Below are 15,913 nucleotides of genomic sequence, written 5' to 3' on the forward strand. Positions count from 1 at the left end.
AAGGGCGAATCGATGCGCAGACGCGCAACGAAATTGACGACGACAGGGACTTCAGACTAACAATGCAAACCTGCGTCGCTGCGCTCCGACTGCCTGGCCGGATGAGCGTGGAAAGGGTGGCCGGATGGCGTGGAATGCGCACAATGTGAATGTCTCGCTGCACCCCATGGACAAAGATGCCCAGATCTAGGCATTGCGCGAACGCCGCCCACCATTGGTTTCAATCGATTGGTCCCGACAAATCCGGATGGGGAACGGGAGCCGGTACGAACGGAACCCCCTCGGTCATCACCGTTCCCTGAAAGCGGGCGACATGCTACGTGTTGCTGGACTGTCGCGTGGCGAAAAGCTACCGATATCCTACGATACTGGAAGGTCCTCGATGTTTGGCCTCGTAATGTAGCTTCGCAGTTGCTCAACCAGCGATGAGCCTTCTCGTGATCAGGGCTTGGCTGGAGTGCCGCGCGCATGGGGGAGATTTGGCGAAAGTCGCCACCTCCGTCGCGATGCTACACGCCATGGATTACGCGGGTTGTCCCGCTGTCGCCAACCTGTCCACGCTTAGCGTACTGGGAAGACGTTTCGTTCCTTGGTTTGGTTGATCGCAGACGCCGACAGGCTGCCGGTTGCCGCCTTCTGGATGTACGCGCTCCACCACGCCATCATCGGGCGCCGACGGTCGATGTAATCCGCTCGGTTGTAAGCGCTCCGAACTTCATCCTTATCGACATGCGCTAACGCGACCTCAACCAGCTCCGGGTCCCAGCCATGCTCATTCAGGATGGTGCTCGCCATCGAGCGCAAGCCGTGGCTGACGAGACGGTCCTGAAAGCCCATGCGTTTCAACGCCATGTTGGCGGTCTGGCTATTAGCGTGGGTGCGCGGGTTCCTGTCTGAAGGGAATACGTATTCCCTGTTCCCGCTGTGGTGCTTAAGTGTCTCCAACAACGAGAGTGCCTGGTCGGTTAGCGGGATTGTGTGCGGCCGGCGCTTCTTCATGCGCTCTGGGGGAATGGTCCAAATGCGCTTGTCGAAGTCGATGTCTGCCCATCGGGTGGTCGCCGCCTCTGCAGGACGAGTCATCGTGTGCAGTTGCCATTCGATCAGGCAGCGAGTCGTGCGCTTGATGCTGGTGTTCGCGATTTCCATCATGAGTTCGGGCAGCTCCTCGGGTGGTAGCGCGGCCATGTTCTCTTTCTTGGGCTTCTTGAACACCGCTCGAATTCCACTGAGAGGGTTCGCGAATATCAGCCCGGAGTTGACCCCGTAGGTCATGATCTCGTTGAGCCGTTGGCTCAATCGCTTCACCGTTTCGAGACTGCCTTTGGCCTCAATTGGACGGAGGATCTTGATAACCATCGGAGCAGTGATTTGCGAGAGCGGCGTCGTTTTCAAGTTGGGGAAAACATGAAGAGTTAGCGAGCGCCAGATGTCTTCGGCGTAGGCCTTGGTTACGGAGTCTTTCTTCAACTCGAACCAGGCCGTGGCCACCTTCTCGAACGTGTGTTTAGTTTCAGCGAGCTTGGCTTGCCGAACCTCATCGCGTTGGGTTTTGGGATCAATGCCCAGAGCGAGCAACTCACGTGCCTCTACGGCTTTCTTTCGGGCGTTGGCTAACGAGAGGTCTGGGTATGGACCGAGCGCCATATTGATACGGCTTCTGGTTAACGGCTCGCGGTAATTAAAATTCCACATCATCGAGCCGCTGGCGCGTACTCGAAGCTGCAAGCCATCGCCGTCGCTGAGGACGAAGTCTTTACCAGTTGCCTTGACTGCCTTGAGCTGGCGATCGGAGAGGCGTGTTGCGTTAGTAGGCATGGGGGCTACCTCCAGCACCGTTTTGGTATCCTGAAAATAGCATTTGGTAACCCGGGATACCACCTGGGATACCAAAGCGCCTGGAACTCATAAATCCTAAAAAGCCCTCAAAAGAGCTGGAATCCCCGTATTCACTGGACTTCAGGCACAAAAAAAGACGTCCGTGGACGTCTTTAGATGATGAAGTGGTGGAGCCGGGGGGATTTGAACCCCCGTCCGCCAGTACTCCGCTGTCGGTACTACATGCGTAGCCGTTTCTATTAAGTTAACCCTCAGCGACCCGAAGGGCAGGGTGCTTTGGGCGAGTTGTGTAAGTTTTAGCCGATTCGTCCACAACGTACTGCACGGCGATTCTGTTCTATATGACAATCACTTTGGGTTTACAGACATCCCCTGGTGATTGCTGGACCCGAAGGTACCAGAAGCTCAGGGCTAAGGCTGCTTACGCAGCGAGAGCGAATTCCTGGCCGTAGTTTTCGTCATTGGCAACTATAAGAAGTTGCAACAGTGGATTTACGAGTTCTGTTACCAACTCGGCATGCACCTAAAGTTTCGCGACCGGCGTCGAATCCTAAACGGCCCCGTGCTTGTAACTCGTTGTTTCTTAGTGAGTGACAAGCCTGTGCAGTGTACGCCAAACCGTCACGGAAGGCCAACCCGAAGGTTAGCCGTCCCTGACCGTGCTGCCTATTGGCCGCCTTTTTCGCTGTTCTGCAGGTCTTGCAGCGCCTTCGAGGTGATCTCAATGCACTTTTTGTCATCGCCGGCGGCGTGGGCTGCTTTAGCCGAAGACACAGCAGTGTCTATCTCGCCACTTTTACCACTGGTGTCGGTGGCGAGCAGCGCTTTACCGTTGTTGATTTTGTCCAGGTTGATCTGGCACAGGTCTTTATCACCTGCCGCGAAAGCAGGGGACGCCAGCATCGCAGCGGTAATGAACAAGCCAGCAAGAGCGGAACGCTTCATAGGGTATCTCCTTGCGCAAAAGGGCTCGACGCTGCTGGCATTGAACGGCTGCCAGCGACATCAGTGATGAGCCTCGTTTGTCGAGGCCTATGCAGATGACTACACCGGCGCGCAGGGGTTCTGTTTTTTTGCAGGCTCATTTTTGCAGGCTCAGTGGGCGCGAGCCTGCGTGACACGGTCCACCAGGTAGACCAGCCCGTGATAATCAATGCCGCCATGCTGGCTCAGGCCGATCTCGCAGGTGCGGCTGGTGGAGATACCCTCGCTGCAATGCTGCACCGCGTCCTTGAGGGTGCGCAGTGAGTGGGCGTTGAGTTCCGGCGTGGTGAAACCCTTATCGCCAGCAAACCCGCAGCAATGAATGCCTTCCGGGATGACCACGGTGTTAGAGCAGCGCCGGGCCAGGTCGATCAGCGCCTGGCTCTCGCCCAGATGCTGGGTGCTGCAGGTGACGTGCACGGCGATGGGGGCTGCCTGTGGTGTGAAATCGAGGCGATCCATCAGGTGAGTGCGGATAAAACGCACCGGATCGTAAAGATCCAGCCGTGTTTCAGCCAGATCCTGCACCAGACGCAAGGTGCACGGGCTGGTGTCGCAGTAAATCGGGTCGAGCCCGCCGCGGCTGGCGTGGAGCAGGGCGCCGATCAGTTCCTGGCGCTTGTGTTCGGCCTGTTCAGCGTAGCCTTTGGAGGCAAAGGGCTGGCCGCAGCACAGGTTGTCCTGATTGTCGGGGAAGACGACTTGGTAACCGGCCTTTTCCAAGAGGCCGCGGGTTTTGTCGTACAACGACATCTGTTCTTTATCTCCCGCCGCCGGGCCCATGGCGCGTGAGACGCAGGCGGCCAAGTAGACCACTCGTGGCCGCTCGTCCGTGACCGCCGGGCTGAAGCGGATGGCTTTCTCCGGCTGCGGCATGGCGTTTGTCCACTGCGGAATCTGCCCCTTGGACAGCTTGGTGACGGTGGCCGATAGCGTCGCCAGGCGCGGTGCGCCCAGCAGCATGCGTGCGCCGTTGGCGACATGCAGGGTAAAGCGCGCGCCCTGCAGCGCAGTGGCGAAATGATTGGCGAGCCATTCGGCCGTTTTCGTACGGTCGGCGTCACGGCTGCGTAGTTTTTTCACCAGGTCGCCGGTATTGATTCCCACCGGGCAGCGTTGAGCGCAAAGGCCGGTGGCGGCGCAGGTGTCGATGCCTTGATAGTGGTAGGCGGCTTCTAGCTCGGTGGTGTCGACGCCCGCTCGTTTCTTCGCCTGGATATCGCGCCAGATCACGATGCGTTGGCGTGGACTCAAGGTCAGGCCTTTCGACGGGCACACCGGCTCGCAGAAGCCGCATTCGATGCACTTATCCACAAGCTCGTCGGCGGCGGGTAGCGGCTTGAGGTGTTTGAGGTGGATTTGCGGGTCTTCGCTGAGCACCACGTCCGGGTTGAGAATGCCATTGGGGTCGAGCAGGCGTTTGAGTTGCCACATCAATTGATAGGCGTCGCTGCCCCACTCCAACTCAACGAACGGCGCCATGTTGCGGCCGGTACCGTGTTCAGCTTTCAACGAACCACCAAACTCCACCGCCACCAGGTGCGCCACGTCGTCCATGAACGCTTGGTAGCGTGCGACTTCTTCCGCGCTGTTGAAGCCTTGGGTGAACACGAAGTGCAGGTTGCCTTCCAGCGCGTGTCCGAAAAGGATTGCTTCGTCGTAGTGATGTTTGTCGAACAGTTCGATCAAGCGATTTACACCGATTGCCAGTTGCTCGACCGCAAAGGTGACGTCTTCGATGATTACCGTGGTGCCGGTTTTGCGTACGGCGCCGACGGCGGGAAAGGTGTCTTTGCGAATGGCCCACAGGCGCGCATTTTCTACCGGGTCTTCGGTGAAATCGACCTGTTTCTCCACAGGGAAATCGGCCAGGGAGGCCATGATCAGCGCCAATTGCTCATGCAACAAAGACGGCGACGCTGCGCGAGATTCGATCAATAGTGCGCAGGCATTTTCCGATAGATGTTGTACGAAGGCGGGCATTCCCGGCTTGTCTTGAACCGAGCGCATGCTGCGTCGATCCAACAGCTCGACGGCCGAGACCGGTTGGGTCTTGAGGACGGTCACCGCGTTGCAGCAGGTCTCGACATCCGGAAACACAATCAAGGCCGAGGCTTTGTTCGGATGATCGACCACCGTGTCATAGGTGACCGCACTGATAAATCCAAGCGTACCCTCGGAGCCCACCAGCAGATGGCTGAGGATATCCAGCGGCTCATCGAAATCCACCAGGGCATTAAGTGACAGCCCGGTGGTATTTTTCAGGCGGTATTTGTGGCGGATTTTTGCCGCCAATTCAGCGTTTGCCCGCGTCTCGCGGCCCAGTGTCGCCAGGCGTTCCAGCAGCGAGCCGTGTCGTTCGCGAAACGCCGCCACGCTGGCCGCGTCTTCGGTGTCCAGTCGGCTGCCGTCAGCCAGTACCAAGCGGATGCCTGCCAGGGTGTGATAGGTGTTCTGCGCTGTGCCGCAGCACATGCCGCTGGCGTTGTTGGCGACGATGCCGCCGATCTTGCAGGCATTGATCGACGCCGGATCCGGCCCGATCTTGCGCCCAAAAGGCGCGAGCCATGCATTGGCCTGGGCGCCGATCACGCCAGGTTGCAGGCGAATTTGGGTGCCCTGCCCACGAATTTCGCGGCCGTTCCAATTGTCCCCCAGCACGATCAGCACTGAGTCGCTGATGGCTTGGCCAGAAAGGCTGGTGCCGGCTGCGCGGAAGGTGACGGCCACACGGTCGCGTTGGGCGAGTTGCAACAGCGCCACCACCTCGTCTTCCGACTCCACGCGGATCACCAACTGTGGGATCAGTCGGTAAAAACTAGCGTCGGTGCCGAAAGCGAGGGTGGAAAGTGGATCGTCGAAACGCCGATCTTTCGGGATCAGTTGTGCGACGTCGCTCAGAAAAGCAGCAGGCAGGCTCATCGGTCCTCCAGAAATAGCAGACGCCGGAATGGGTGTCCGGCGTCGATTCTTACCCTATTACGTACCGGCCTTAATGCACCAGCATTCCGGTTAACCAGTAGGCCTGAGCCAGGGTGATCAACCCGACGATCGTCGCAAAGAACAGGCTGTGCTTGAGGGTAAAGCGGAACAGGTCGGATTCCTTGCCCACCAACCCCGTGGCGGCGCAGGCCACGGCAATCGATTGTGGCGAGATCATTTTGCCGGTCACACCGCCACTGGTGTTCGCGGCGACCAGCAGCGTGTCGTTGACACCGATCTGATGCGCGGTGGTGGCTTGCAGTGAGCTGAACAGCGCGTTGGACGAGGTGTCGGAGCCTGTCAGGAAAACGCCCAGCCACCCGAGGAATGGCGAGAAGAATGGGAAGGCTGCACCTGTGCCGGCCAATACCAGTGCCATGGTCGAAGACATGCCGGAGTAGTTGGTGACAAAAGCGAAGGCTAGCACCATGCCAATGGACAGAATTGGCCAGCGCAGTTCGTAGAAGGTCTCTTTTAAAGTGGTAAGACCAATTTTTAGGTTGATCTTCAGCACCAGCATTGAGATCAGCGCAGAGAAGAAAATCGCTGTGCCGGTCGCCGAGATGGGGTCCAGCTTGAACACTGCCGCAATGGCAGTGGGGGTGGTCACAATCGGCGCAACTTTGATCACCAGTTGGTCCAGGTGCGGGATCGCGAAGTTGAACACCCAGCTATACATCGAGCCGCCGGCGGCGAACATGGCCTTGAACGGCTTGAGGGTCCAGATAGTGACCAGCACGGTCAGAATAAGGAACGGTGACCAGGCCTTGAAAATTTGCCCCAGGCTGTACGGCGAGACAACCGTGTTGCGTGGCAGACCAAAACCGCCGGCGCTGGCGACGACCGCTGCGCTTGACGTCGCACCGGCAATCTGTGCACCTGCTGTGCGCTTGGGTTGCCAGACTTTCAGGAACAGGGTCAGGGAGATCAAGCTGGCGAGCGCCGAGGTGATGTCCGGCAGTTCCGGGCCGATGAAGTTGGAAGTGAAGTACTGGGTGATGGCAAAGCTCAAGCCTGCTACCAGTGCGGCCGGCCAGGTTTCACGCACGCCGCGCAAGCCGTCCATCATGAACACCAGCCAGAACGGCACGAACATCGACAGTAGGGGCAACTGACGGCCAGTCATGGCGCCGATTTTGAACGCATCGATGCCGGTCACTTGGCCTGCAACGATGATCGGGATACCGAGTGCACCGAAGGCCACGGGGGCGGTGTTGGCAATCAGGCACAGGCCAGCGGCGTACAGTGGATTGAAGCCCAGGCCGACGAGCAGTGCCGCGGTGATTGCCACGGGCGCGCCGAAACCGGCGGCACCCTCCAGGAAGGCGCCGAAGCAAAAGCCGATCAGCAGCACTTGCAGGCGTTGGTCGTCGGTGATCGATAGGACTGAGCTGCGAATGACTTCGAACTGGCCGCTTTTGACGGTCAGTTTGTACAGGAACACGGCCGCGACAATGATCCAGGCGATAGGCCACAGGCCATAGGCAAAGCCGTAACCGGCGGCGGCCAGTGCCATGTCCACCGGCATCTGGAAGGCAAAGATCGCTACCAGGATCGACAGCGCCAAGGTGATGCTGCCGGCTACGTGACCTTTGAGGCGGAACACGGCCAGGGCCAGGAAGAAGAATACGATCGGAATAACCGCCGCCAGTGCGGACAGGCCGAGGCTGCCGAGTGGGCTGTAGAGCTGTTGCCAGGTTTGCATATGGGGTGGCCCCTGATTGTTGTTGTTTGGTCAGCTTGGATAATTGGTAATACCAATTTACAATCGCTGTTGGCTAGAGTAAAAGCCTTGGCAGGCGTGTGTCAATTTGCCGCTCGCGAAACTTTGGTCGTAGGTCCGCGGGCAGGTCGTTCTGATCGGTTGAAACGAGGGCGTTCTGATAGGTGCTGCAAGCGCTGCGATAGGCCAGAATAGAGGCCCCGGCGAGTGGTCGGGATGGTGGAGAGTGAGTTATGGGGTTTGATCAGGTGCGTCAGCGCCGTTTGTCTGACGATATCGTCGAGCAGCTTGAGGGCATGATCCTTGAGGGCACGCTAAAGTCCGGCGAGCGCTTGCCGGCCGAGCGCGCCTTGGCTGAGCAATTTGGTGTGTCGCGCCCTTCCTTGCGGGAGGCGATCCAGAAATTGTCCGCCAAAGGCTTGCTCGTCAGCCGCCAGGGCGGGGGGAACTACGTGGCTGAGTCATTGGGTTCTACTTTCAGTGATCCGCTGCTGCACCTGCTGGAAAACAATCCCGAAGCTCAGCGTGATCTGTTGGAGTTTCGCCAGACCCTTGAGGCATCTTGTGCCTATTACGCAGCGCTGCGCGCCACCGAAGTCGATCGTGAGCGTCTTACGGCGGCTTTCGAAGCGCTACAGGATTGCTACACCCGTTCCGATGAAGTAAGTCGTGCGGAAGAGGGGGCGGCGGATGCGCGGTTTCACTTGGCTATCGCCGAGGCCAGCCACAACGCGGTTTTGCTGCACACCATTCGCGGGCTGTTCGACCTGCTCAAGCGCAACGTGGTGACCAACATCGGTGGCATGTACCAGCAGCGTACGGAAACCCGCGACATGCTGATCAGTCAGCACCGGGATCTGTACCTGGCAATCATCGAGGGGCGGGCCGAGCAGGCGCGAGAAGTTTCCACACGTCACCTGCTGTATGTGCAGGAGGTGTTGGAAGAGGTGCGTCAGGAGGTTCAGCGTGTGGCGCGTGCGGAGCGGCGCAAGGGGATGTAGCCGAGGGGAGCTCCCAAGGCTACTTCGCAGCAAGGGTCAGTCTTCCTTGCCCTTGTTACGCACAGCGCGATGCAGCTCGCGATTGGAATCGCGCTCGCGCTCGGTATCACGCTTGTCGTATTCCTTCTTGCCTTTGCCCAAGGCGATCTCGCACTTGACCAGGTGCTTGCTCCAGTACCAGGACAGGCAGATGCAGGCGTAGCCCTTCTGCTGTACGGCGGAGGCGAGCTTTTCCAGTTCGCGAGCGTTGAGCAGCAGTTTGCGCGTGCGTACCGGGTCGGCAATCACGTGGGTGCTCGCGGTGGTCAGCGGGGTGATATGACTGCCTAGCAGCCACGCCTCGCCATCCTTGAGCAGCACATAACTGTCGACCAGTTGTAGCTTGCTGGCACGCAGACTCTTTACTTCCCAGCCGGCCAGGACCAGACCAGCCTCGAACCGATGCTCGATGAAGTAATCGTGTCGCGCCTTTTTATTTTGCGCGATGGTCCCTGTGGGGTGTTTCTTTTGTTTAGCCATAGGGGCGGCATTATAGGGAGTTGCGAGCGTATCGGCTACGGTCAACCTGCGTGCTTGAGCGTGTTGGACGAATCCCGGACAATGCGGGCAGTTCTCTTGTTTTTTTCTTTCGCGGATCGGGCTGTTCTTTCGCGATGTTTGCCGCTCAGCTGTGGAAATAACGCACACATGACGACGCATATTCAACGTTCGGCCCTGCTGCCTTATCCGGCACAAGCGCTTTATGACCTGGTCAACGACGTGGCGCGTTACCCGGAATTCTTGCCGTGGTGCTCGACAGCCGAAGTGCTGGAGGGCAGCGATGAGTACATGGTCGCCAGCGTTGGGGTCGCGAAGGGCGGCCTCAGTCAGCACTTTGTAACGCGTAATGTGCTGGTGCCCGGGCAATCCATCGAAATGAATTTGCAGGAAGGGCCGTTTACCCAGTTGCATGGTGTCTGGGTATTTAAGGCGCTGACCGATAAGGCCTGCAAAATAAGCCTCGATCTTTCCTTTGATTACGCCGGTCCTGTCGTGCGTGCGACGTTGGGGCCTTTATTCAACCAGGCGGCCAATACGTTGGTGGATGCGTTCTGTCAGCGAGCCAAGCAACTGCATGGTTGAGATTGAGGTGGTATATGCCGCCATGGATCGCCAGGTTTTGCTGGTGGTGAGGGTGCCAGCAGGCACCAGCGTGCGCTCGGCGGTTCAGGCGTCAGGTATTGCCGTGCACTTTCCAGAGCTGGATCTGGCTGACTGCCCTTTGGGGGTATTCGGCAAGGTGGTCGCGAACGCGCAAGTGCATGCCGTGCAGGCGGGTGATCGTATTGAGATTTACCGGCCGCTGCTGGCGGACCCGAAAGAGGTGCGCCGGCTGCGCGCAGCCAAGGCTGCTTTGGCCAAGCAGCGGGGCTCGTAAGCCCTCCAAATGGCAGGCAACAAAAAGCCCGGCATACCGGGCTTTTTGTTGGGCGCCGCAAACTTACTGCGGGCTGGTGTCCAGAGGCTGCGGCGTCGGGACGGGAACAGTTTCCACGCCGTCGATGTCTTTCTGGATCTTGTCGAGCAAAGATCCAGGCTTAGCCGGTACTTCAGACTTCGGCTTCTCGCCTTCCTGCGCAGGTGCGGTCACGTTAGTGCCGTTATCCTTGCCGAGCAGGGCTTCATCACGGCTTACGCCAGGCATGAAGTCGCCGGACAGGCTGACAAGCTGGTCATTGCCATTGAAGCTGACACTGACGCGCTCCTGCTGGCGTTCACCGCCACCTGGCTGCAGGCTGTAGAGATAATCCCAGCGATCGGCGTGGAAAGTGTCGGTCAGCAGGGGGTTACCCATAATAAACCGTACTTGCCGTCGGGTCATTCCGGGGCGTAACTGGTCTATCATGTCCTGCGTGACGACATTGCCCTGCTGGATGTCGATTTTGTAAACCCCGGGGAATGAACAACCGGCGAGTGCGAGCAGTCCCACAAAGGTGAAACTGGTTAGCAAGAGCTTGGTGTTTTGCATCGGTGGGCGACTTCCACTATCTTGGCTGGGACAACGTAAACGCCGATCATACCCGTATTAAGAGAAGCTGCGAAGCAGCATCCGCGAGAAAGCTAACCATGGTTGAAAATAGCGAACTACGCAAAGCCGGTCTTAAAGTGACTCTGCCACGAGTCAAGATTCTACAAATGCTCGATTCTGCTGAGCAGCGCCACATGAGTGCCGAGGATGTCTACAAGGCGCTGATGGAGTCTAACGAGGACGTTGGCCTGGCCACGGTTTACCGTGTGCTGACCCAGTTTGAGGCCGCAGGGCTGGTGGTTCGTCATAATTTCGACGGCGGTCATGCGGTGTTCGAATTGGCTGACGGTGGGCATCATGACCACATGGTTGACCTGGATACCAATGAGGTTATCGAGTTCACCAGCCCGGAGATCGAAGCCCTGCAGCATAAGATTGCTGAGGAGCATGGCTTCGATTTGGTTGACCATAATCTGGTTCTGTACATCCGTAAGAAAAAGTAACAAGCGCTGCAGATTGACGTTGCAAAACGATCGAAGGCGACCTTAGGGTCGCCTTCGTGCTTTCTATAATAGAGAAAACTGTCCGCTTAGGCCTTCGCCGCCACGACCATCTTCTTCGCGTGCGCCAAAGACTCCTTGGTCAAATCGATGCCACCGAGCATGCGCGCGACTTCTTCCACGCGCTCCGACTTATTCAGCTTGGACACGGCTGTGTGTGTTGCATCACTGCCGCGTACCTTATGCACAAACAAATGCTGATGCCCTTGGGCCGCGACTTGCGGCAAGTGAGTCACCGTTAGCACTTGGCCTCGGTCCCCCAGGCGCCGCAGCAACTGGCCAACAATTTCCGCCGTCGGTCCGCCAATACCCACATCGACTTCATCGAATACCAGGGTCGGCACCCGAGAGGTTTGCGCGGTAATTACCTGGATCGCCAGGCTGATCCTCGACAGCTCGCCACCAGATGCCACTTTTGCCAGTGCTTTGAGCGGCTGTCCAGGGTTGGCGCTAACCAGTAGTTCCACCTGTTCCAGGCCGTGGGGCTGCAGTTCGTTGCTGGCGTTGGTGCGCAATTCAATGGTGAAGCGTCCGCCCGGCATACCCAGGCGCTGGATTTCCAACTCCACTGCGCTGGCCAGGCCAGTGGCTGCTTGTTGACGCAGGTCGCTCAGTTCGCGCGCTTTCTCTTGGTAATGACGGGCGAAAGAAGCGAGCTCGTCACCCAGGCGCTCGATAGATTCATCGTTGGCGTTCAGGGTCTCGATTTCATCCAGTAGCTTCTGCTGCATCGTCACTACTTCGGTGGGCTGAATTCGATGTTTGCGCGCCAGGGTATAAATGGTGTCCAGGCGTTCTTCTATGTCCTGCAGGCGTGCCGGGTCGGCATCGAAGTGATCCAGGAAACGGTTCAGTTCGCCTACCGCTTCTTCTACTTGAATCTGTGCACTGGTGAGCAGGGTGGTGGCCTCACTTAGCGACCCGGAAGCGTTGTTCACGCTCGACAAGCGATTGAGGCTGGCAGTCAGTGCGTTGAGCACATTGCCGGAATCGCTCTCGCTACATTGCTCCACCACCTGTCGGCAGATACCCAGCAGGGTTTCTGCGTTGGTGAGGTTCTTATGTTCTTGCTCAAGCTGCTCTAGTTCGGTCTCGCCCAGGCCCAGGCTTTCCAGCTCTTCGAGTTGATAACTGAGCAGCTGATGGCGAGCACGTTGTTCATCGCCGGAATTGGAGAGCCGCTCCAGCTCTTGGCGAGTCTGGCGCCAGCGTTGAGCGGCAAGTTGCACCTGGCGGGCAAGGTCTGTCGCGCCAGCGTATTCGTCGAGCAGGCGGCGATGGGTGTCGGTTTTCAGCAGGGACTGGTGTTCGTGTTGGCTGTGGATATCTATCAGCAACTCGCCCAGAGCTTTAAGGTCGCCCAACGGGCAAGGTGTGCCGTTGATATAGCCACGTGAACGGCCTTCCGCCGTGATGACCCGACGCAGGATGCACGGACCTGCATTATTTAGGTCGCGCTCGGCTAGCCAGACTTCCGCCTCGGGTATGTCTGCCAGGTCGAAGGTGGCCAGGATGTCGGCCTTGTCCGCACCGGGGCGAACCACGCCGCTGTCGGCGCGATCACCCAGGGTCAGGCCCAGGGCGTCTAGCATGATCGACTTGCCGGCGCCGGTTTCGCCTGTGATTACGCTCATCCCGCGATCCAATTCAAGATCCAGGTGTTCAACGATGGCGTAGTTATGTACGGACAGGTGCACGAGCATGTTGGCCGCTCCCAGGCTTTAGGTCTGGTTATTTATACAGTGTTTTCTTTGGCGCTGACAATCCTGACGCTTAGCTCGATTTGCTTGATTCAACGTCTTTTTAAGTGCTGCCAGGAATTAATGGGCAGGAATTGATGAAGGTCAGTCGAAAGACTTTTGGTAACGCCTTCGCCCTTGAACCTGGAAATTGTGGCCCCATATACCGGAACAGAAGCGCGAGTTGAGTTCGCGCATGATTTTGAAAGGAGAAAACTATGGCTGACGAACAGACGCAGGATACGCAAACTCCAGACGCTAATTCGGCTGTCGGCGATGAGCTGGCAACTCGTGTGCAAGTGCTCGAAGAGCAATTGGCTGCTGCGCAGGACCAGTCTTTGCGTGTTGCCGCCGATCTGCAGAACGTCCGCCGCCGTGCCGAGCAGGATGTAGAAAAGGCTCACAAATTCGCACTGGAGAAGTTCGCCAGTGACTTGCTGCCGATCATTGACAGCCTGGAGCGTGGCCTTGAGTTGTCCAACCCGGACGACGAAAACATCCGCCCAATGCGCGAAGGGATCGAGCTGACCTTGAAAATGTTCCAGGACACCCTGAAGCGTTATCAGTTGGAAGCCATCGATCCAATGGGCGGTGAACCGTTCAACGCTGAGCACCACCAAGCCATGGCCATGCAGGAAAGCCATGACCTGGAGCCTAATAGCGTGTTGAAAGTGTTCCAGAAGGGATATCAGCTCAACGGTCGCTTGCTGCGCCCGGCGATGGTTGTGGTGAGCAAGGCTCCTGCACCGGTTTCGCCTTCTATTGATGAGCAGGCTTGAAATACGCCGTAAGGCCCCCATCTATAAGTCAAGCGTTTAAGTGCTACCGCAGTTAGCCACAACTGCTGCGGCATCCAAATTCAAGTTTCGGGAGAGTAAATCATGGGCAAAATTATCGGTATCGACCTGGGGACCACCAACTCCTGTGTCTCCGTCATGGAAAACGGCAAAGCTAAAGTCATCGAAAACGCCGAAGGCGCGCGTACTACGCCGTCGATCATTGCTTATGCAAATGATGGCGAGATCCTGGTTGGCCAGTCGGCCAAGCGCCAGGCTGTGACCAACCCGCACAACACTCTGTACGCGGTGAAGCGTCTGATCGGTCGTAAGTTCGATGAAGAAGTCGTACAGAAAGACATCAAGATGGTGCCTTACAAAATCGCCAAGGCTGACAACGGTGACGCCTGGGTTGAAGTAAATGGCAACAAGATGTCTGCACCGCAGATCTCGGCTGAAGTCTTGAAAAAGATGAAAAAGACTGCCGAAGATTACCTCGGTGAGTCAGTGACTGAGGCGGTGATCACTGTTCCGGCCTACTTCAACGACAGCCAGCGTCAGGCGACCAAAGACGCCGGCCGCATCGCGGGCCTGGACGTAAAACGCATCATCAACGAACCCACCGCAGCGGCTCTCGCTTACGGTATGGACAAGGCCAAAGGCGATCACACCGTGATCGTTTATGACCTGGGTGGCGGTACTTTCGACGTTTCGGTCATCGAGATCGCTGAAGTTGACGGCGAGCACCAGTTCGAAGTGTTGGCCACCAACGGTGACACGTTCCTGGGCGGTGAAGACTTCGATATTCGTCTGATCGACTACCTTGTTGACGAATTCAAGAAAGAAAGCGGCATGAACCTCAAGGGTGACCCGCTGGCCATGCAGCGCCTGAAAGAAGCTGCTGAGAAGGCCAAGATCGAGCTGTCCTCGAGCATGTCGACCGACGTTAACCTGCCGTACATCACTGCAGATGCCACCGGTCCTAAGCACTTGAACGTGAAGATTTCTCGCGCCAAGTTGGAAGCTCTGGTTGAAGACCTGGTTCAGCGCACCATCGAACCTTGCCGCATCGCTTTGAAAGATGCCGGTATCGACGTTGGCGCCATCAACGACGTGATCCTGGTGGGCGGTCAGACCCGCATGCCACTGGTTCAGCAGAAAGTCACCGAGTTCTTCGGCAAGGAAGCGCGTAAAGACGTGAACCCTGACGAAGCAGTTGCCATGGGTGCTGCTATCCAGGGTGCGGTATTGGCCGGTGACGTGAAAGACGTACTGCTGCTCGACGTCAGCCCGCTGACCTTGGGTATCGAAACCATGGGCGGCGTGATGACTGCGCTGATCGAGAAAAACACCACGATTCCTACCAAGAAATCCCAGGTGTTCTCGACTGCCGATGACAACCAGGGTGCTGTGACCATTCACGTGCTGCAAGGTGAGCGTAAGCAAGCGGCTCAGAACAAGTCCCTGGGCAAGTTCGACCTGGCTGAGATTCCACCTGCACCCCGTGGCGTGCCACAGATCGAAGTGACCTTCGACATCGATGCCAACGGTATCCTGCACGTTGGCGCGAAAGACAAGGCGACCGGCAAAGAGCAGAAGATCACTATCAAGGCCAACTCCGGTCTGTCTGATGAAGAAATTCAACAGATGATTCGTGATGCTGAAGCCAACGCTGATGCGGATGCCAAGTTTGCTGAGTTGGCTGGCGCCCGCAACCAGGGTGATGCACTGGTTCACTCGACGCGCAAAATGGTCGCTGATGCTGGCGATAAAGTGAGCGCTGAAGAGAAGGCCGCGATCGAAGCTGCCGTAGTTGCCCTGGAAGCCGCCGTTAAAGGCGACGACAAGGCTGCTATCGAAGCCAAGATCGAGGAGCTGTCCAAAGTCTCCGCGCCGGTTGCACAGAAAATGTATGCCGAACAAGGTCAGCCAGCTGACGGTGCAGCGCAACAGGCAGAGCCTGAAGCCAAGCACGACGATGTTGTCGATGCCGAGTTCGAAGAAGTTAAAGAACAGAAGTAACTTGGTCGCCCGGTTGACCGCTTTTAAGCGGTGACTGGTAGGATGTCGCCGCGCGGGAGCTTGCTCCCGCGTTGGCGTGTCTGGGGTAAGCGAATTTTTACAGCATGCGACAGCGTTCGGGTGCTGGCGGTGTGATCGGGAATGCTCCTGCTTTCCGAGCAATAACTACCGTATTTTTGGCCGGGTCCTTGGCTAAAAGTAGTAATGACCAGGATCGTTGAATTGACGTGAGTTGGGTCCGGGCCTGTATTGGGGCTCAACGAGTTTGGCGGGGCTCAG

Annotated in this window: 13 protein-coding genes and 1 other RNA gene; 6 read left to right on the top strand and 8 right to left on the bottom strand. The window is 57.6% G+C overall.

The window, feature by feature from the left end; all coding sequences use genetic code 11:
• Positions 1-561 precede the first annotated feature (561 nt).
• From AACY52_RS20490 to AACY52_RS20510, 5 genes are all read right to left on the bottom strand, one after another.
• The gene (locus AACY52_RS20490; protein ID WP_339560739.1) at positions 562-1,818 is read right to left on the bottom strand and encodes an integrase domain-containing protein; all 1,257 of its coding nucleotides are present in this window, start codon (positions 1,816-1,818) and stop codon (positions 562-564) included.
• Between the two features lie 186 nt (positions 1,819-2,004).
• Positions 2,005-2,401, bottom strand: a transfer-messenger RNA (tmRNA) gene (ssrA, locus tag AACY52_RS20495).
• Positions 2,402-2,505: 104 nt separating this feature from the next.
• Complete coding sequence (locus AACY52_RS20500; RefSeq protein WP_033898249.1) at positions 2,506-2,784, bottom strand: hypothetical protein; 279 nt, start codon at positions 2,782-2,784, stop codon at positions 2,506-2,508.
• 150 nt (positions 2,785-2,934) lie between these two features.
• Positions 2,935-5,745 carry an FAD-binding and (Fe-S)-binding domain-containing protein gene (locus AACY52_RS20505; RefSeq protein ID WP_339530824.1) on the bottom strand — a complete coding sequence of 937 codons (2,811 nt, stop codon included), beginning with the start codon at positions 5,743-5,745 and terminating at the stop codon, positions 2,935-2,937.
• A gap of 70 nt (positions 5,746-5,815) precedes the next feature.
• The gene (locus AACY52_RS20510; protein ID WP_339560740.1) at positions 5,816-7,510 is read right to left on the bottom strand and encodes a lactate permease LctP family transporter; all 1,695 of its coding nucleotides are present in this window, start codon (positions 7,508-7,510) and stop codon (positions 5,816-5,818) included.
• Between the two features lie 251 nt (positions 7,511-7,761).
• Between AACY52_RS20510 and AACY52_RS20515 the strand changes: the two genes are divergently transcribed.
• A complete protein-coding gene (locus AACY52_RS20515; protein ID WP_028617983.1) occupies positions 7,762-8,529 on the top strand; it encodes an FCD domain-containing protein in 768 nt (255 codons plus the stop codon).
• A gap of 36 nt (positions 8,530-8,565) precedes the next feature.
• On the opposite strand, the gene smpB is transcribed toward AACY52_RS20515, so the two are convergent.
• Positions 8,566-9,048, bottom strand: coding sequence for an SsrA-binding protein SmpB (gene smpB / locus AACY52_RS20520; protein ID WP_049711476.1), 483 nt, complete (start codon positions 9,046-9,048; stop codon positions 8,566-8,568).
• Between the two features lie 168 nt (positions 9,049-9,216).
• On the opposite strand from smpB, the gene AACY52_RS20525 reads away from it, so the two are divergent.
• Positions 9,217-9,651 carry a type II toxin-antitoxin system RatA family toxin gene (locus AACY52_RS20525; protein WP_339420272.1) on the top strand — a complete coding sequence of 145 codons (435 nt, stop codon included), beginning with the start codon at positions 9,217-9,219 and terminating at the stop codon, positions 9,649-9,651.
• Positions 9,644-9,946 (top strand): RnfH family protein, encoded by a 303-nt coding sequence (locus AACY52_RS20530; RefSeq protein ID WP_339560741.1) that lies wholly within the window; start codon positions 9,644-9,646, stop codon positions 9,944-9,946. The genes AACY52_RS20525 and AACY52_RS20530 overlap by 8 nt, the downstream gene beginning before the upstream one ends.
• Positions 9,947-10,009: 63 nt before the next feature.
• On the opposite strand, the gene AACY52_RS20535 is transcribed toward AACY52_RS20530, so the two are convergent.
• On the bottom strand, positions 10,010-10,537 hold the full coding sequence (locus AACY52_RS20535; protein ID WP_339420276.1) for an outer membrane protein assembly factor BamE: 528 nt from the start codon (positions 10,535-10,537) through the stop codon (positions 10,010-10,012).
• 98 nt (positions 10,538-10,635) lie between these two features.
• On the opposite strand from AACY52_RS20535, the gene fur reads away from it, so the two are divergent.
• Complete coding sequence (gene fur, locus AACY52_RS20540; protein WP_003194220.1) at positions 10,636-11,040, top strand: ferric iron uptake transcriptional regulator; 405 nt, start codon at positions 10,636-10,638, stop codon at positions 11,038-11,040.
• A gap of 86 nt (positions 11,041-11,126) precedes the next feature.
• Here fur and recN read toward each other — a convergent pair whose 3' ends face one another.
• Positions 11,127-12,800, bottom strand: a complete 1,674-nt coding sequence (recN, locus tag AACY52_RS20545; RefSeq protein ID WP_339439268.1) for a DNA repair protein RecN — start codon at positions 12,798-12,800, stop codon at positions 11,127-11,129.
• Positions 12,801-13,054: 254 nt separating this feature from the next.
• Here recN and grpE point away from each other — a divergent pair, with 254 nt between their 5' ends.
• Both grpE and dnaK read left to right on the top strand, forming a co-directional pair.
• Positions 13,055-13,615, top strand: a complete 561-nt coding sequence (gene grpE, locus AACY52_RS20550) for a nucleotide exchange factor GrpE (RefSeq protein WP_049711480.1) — start codon at positions 13,055-13,057, stop codon at positions 13,613-13,615.
• A gap of 102 nt (positions 13,616-13,717) precedes the next feature.
• Positions 13,718-15,634, top strand: a complete 1,917-nt coding sequence (gene dnaK, locus AACY52_RS20555; protein WP_339420280.1) for a molecular chaperone DnaK — start codon at positions 13,718-13,720, stop codon at positions 15,632-15,634.
• Positions 15,635-15,913 lie beyond the last annotated feature (279 nt).

Origin of the sequence: Pseudomonas sp. EA_65y_Pfl1_P113, from assembly GCF_963970525.1 — a bacterium.
GTDB lineage: Bacteria > Pseudomonadota > Gammaproteobacteria > Pseudomonadales > Pseudomonadaceae > Aquipseudomonas > Aquipseudomonas tritici.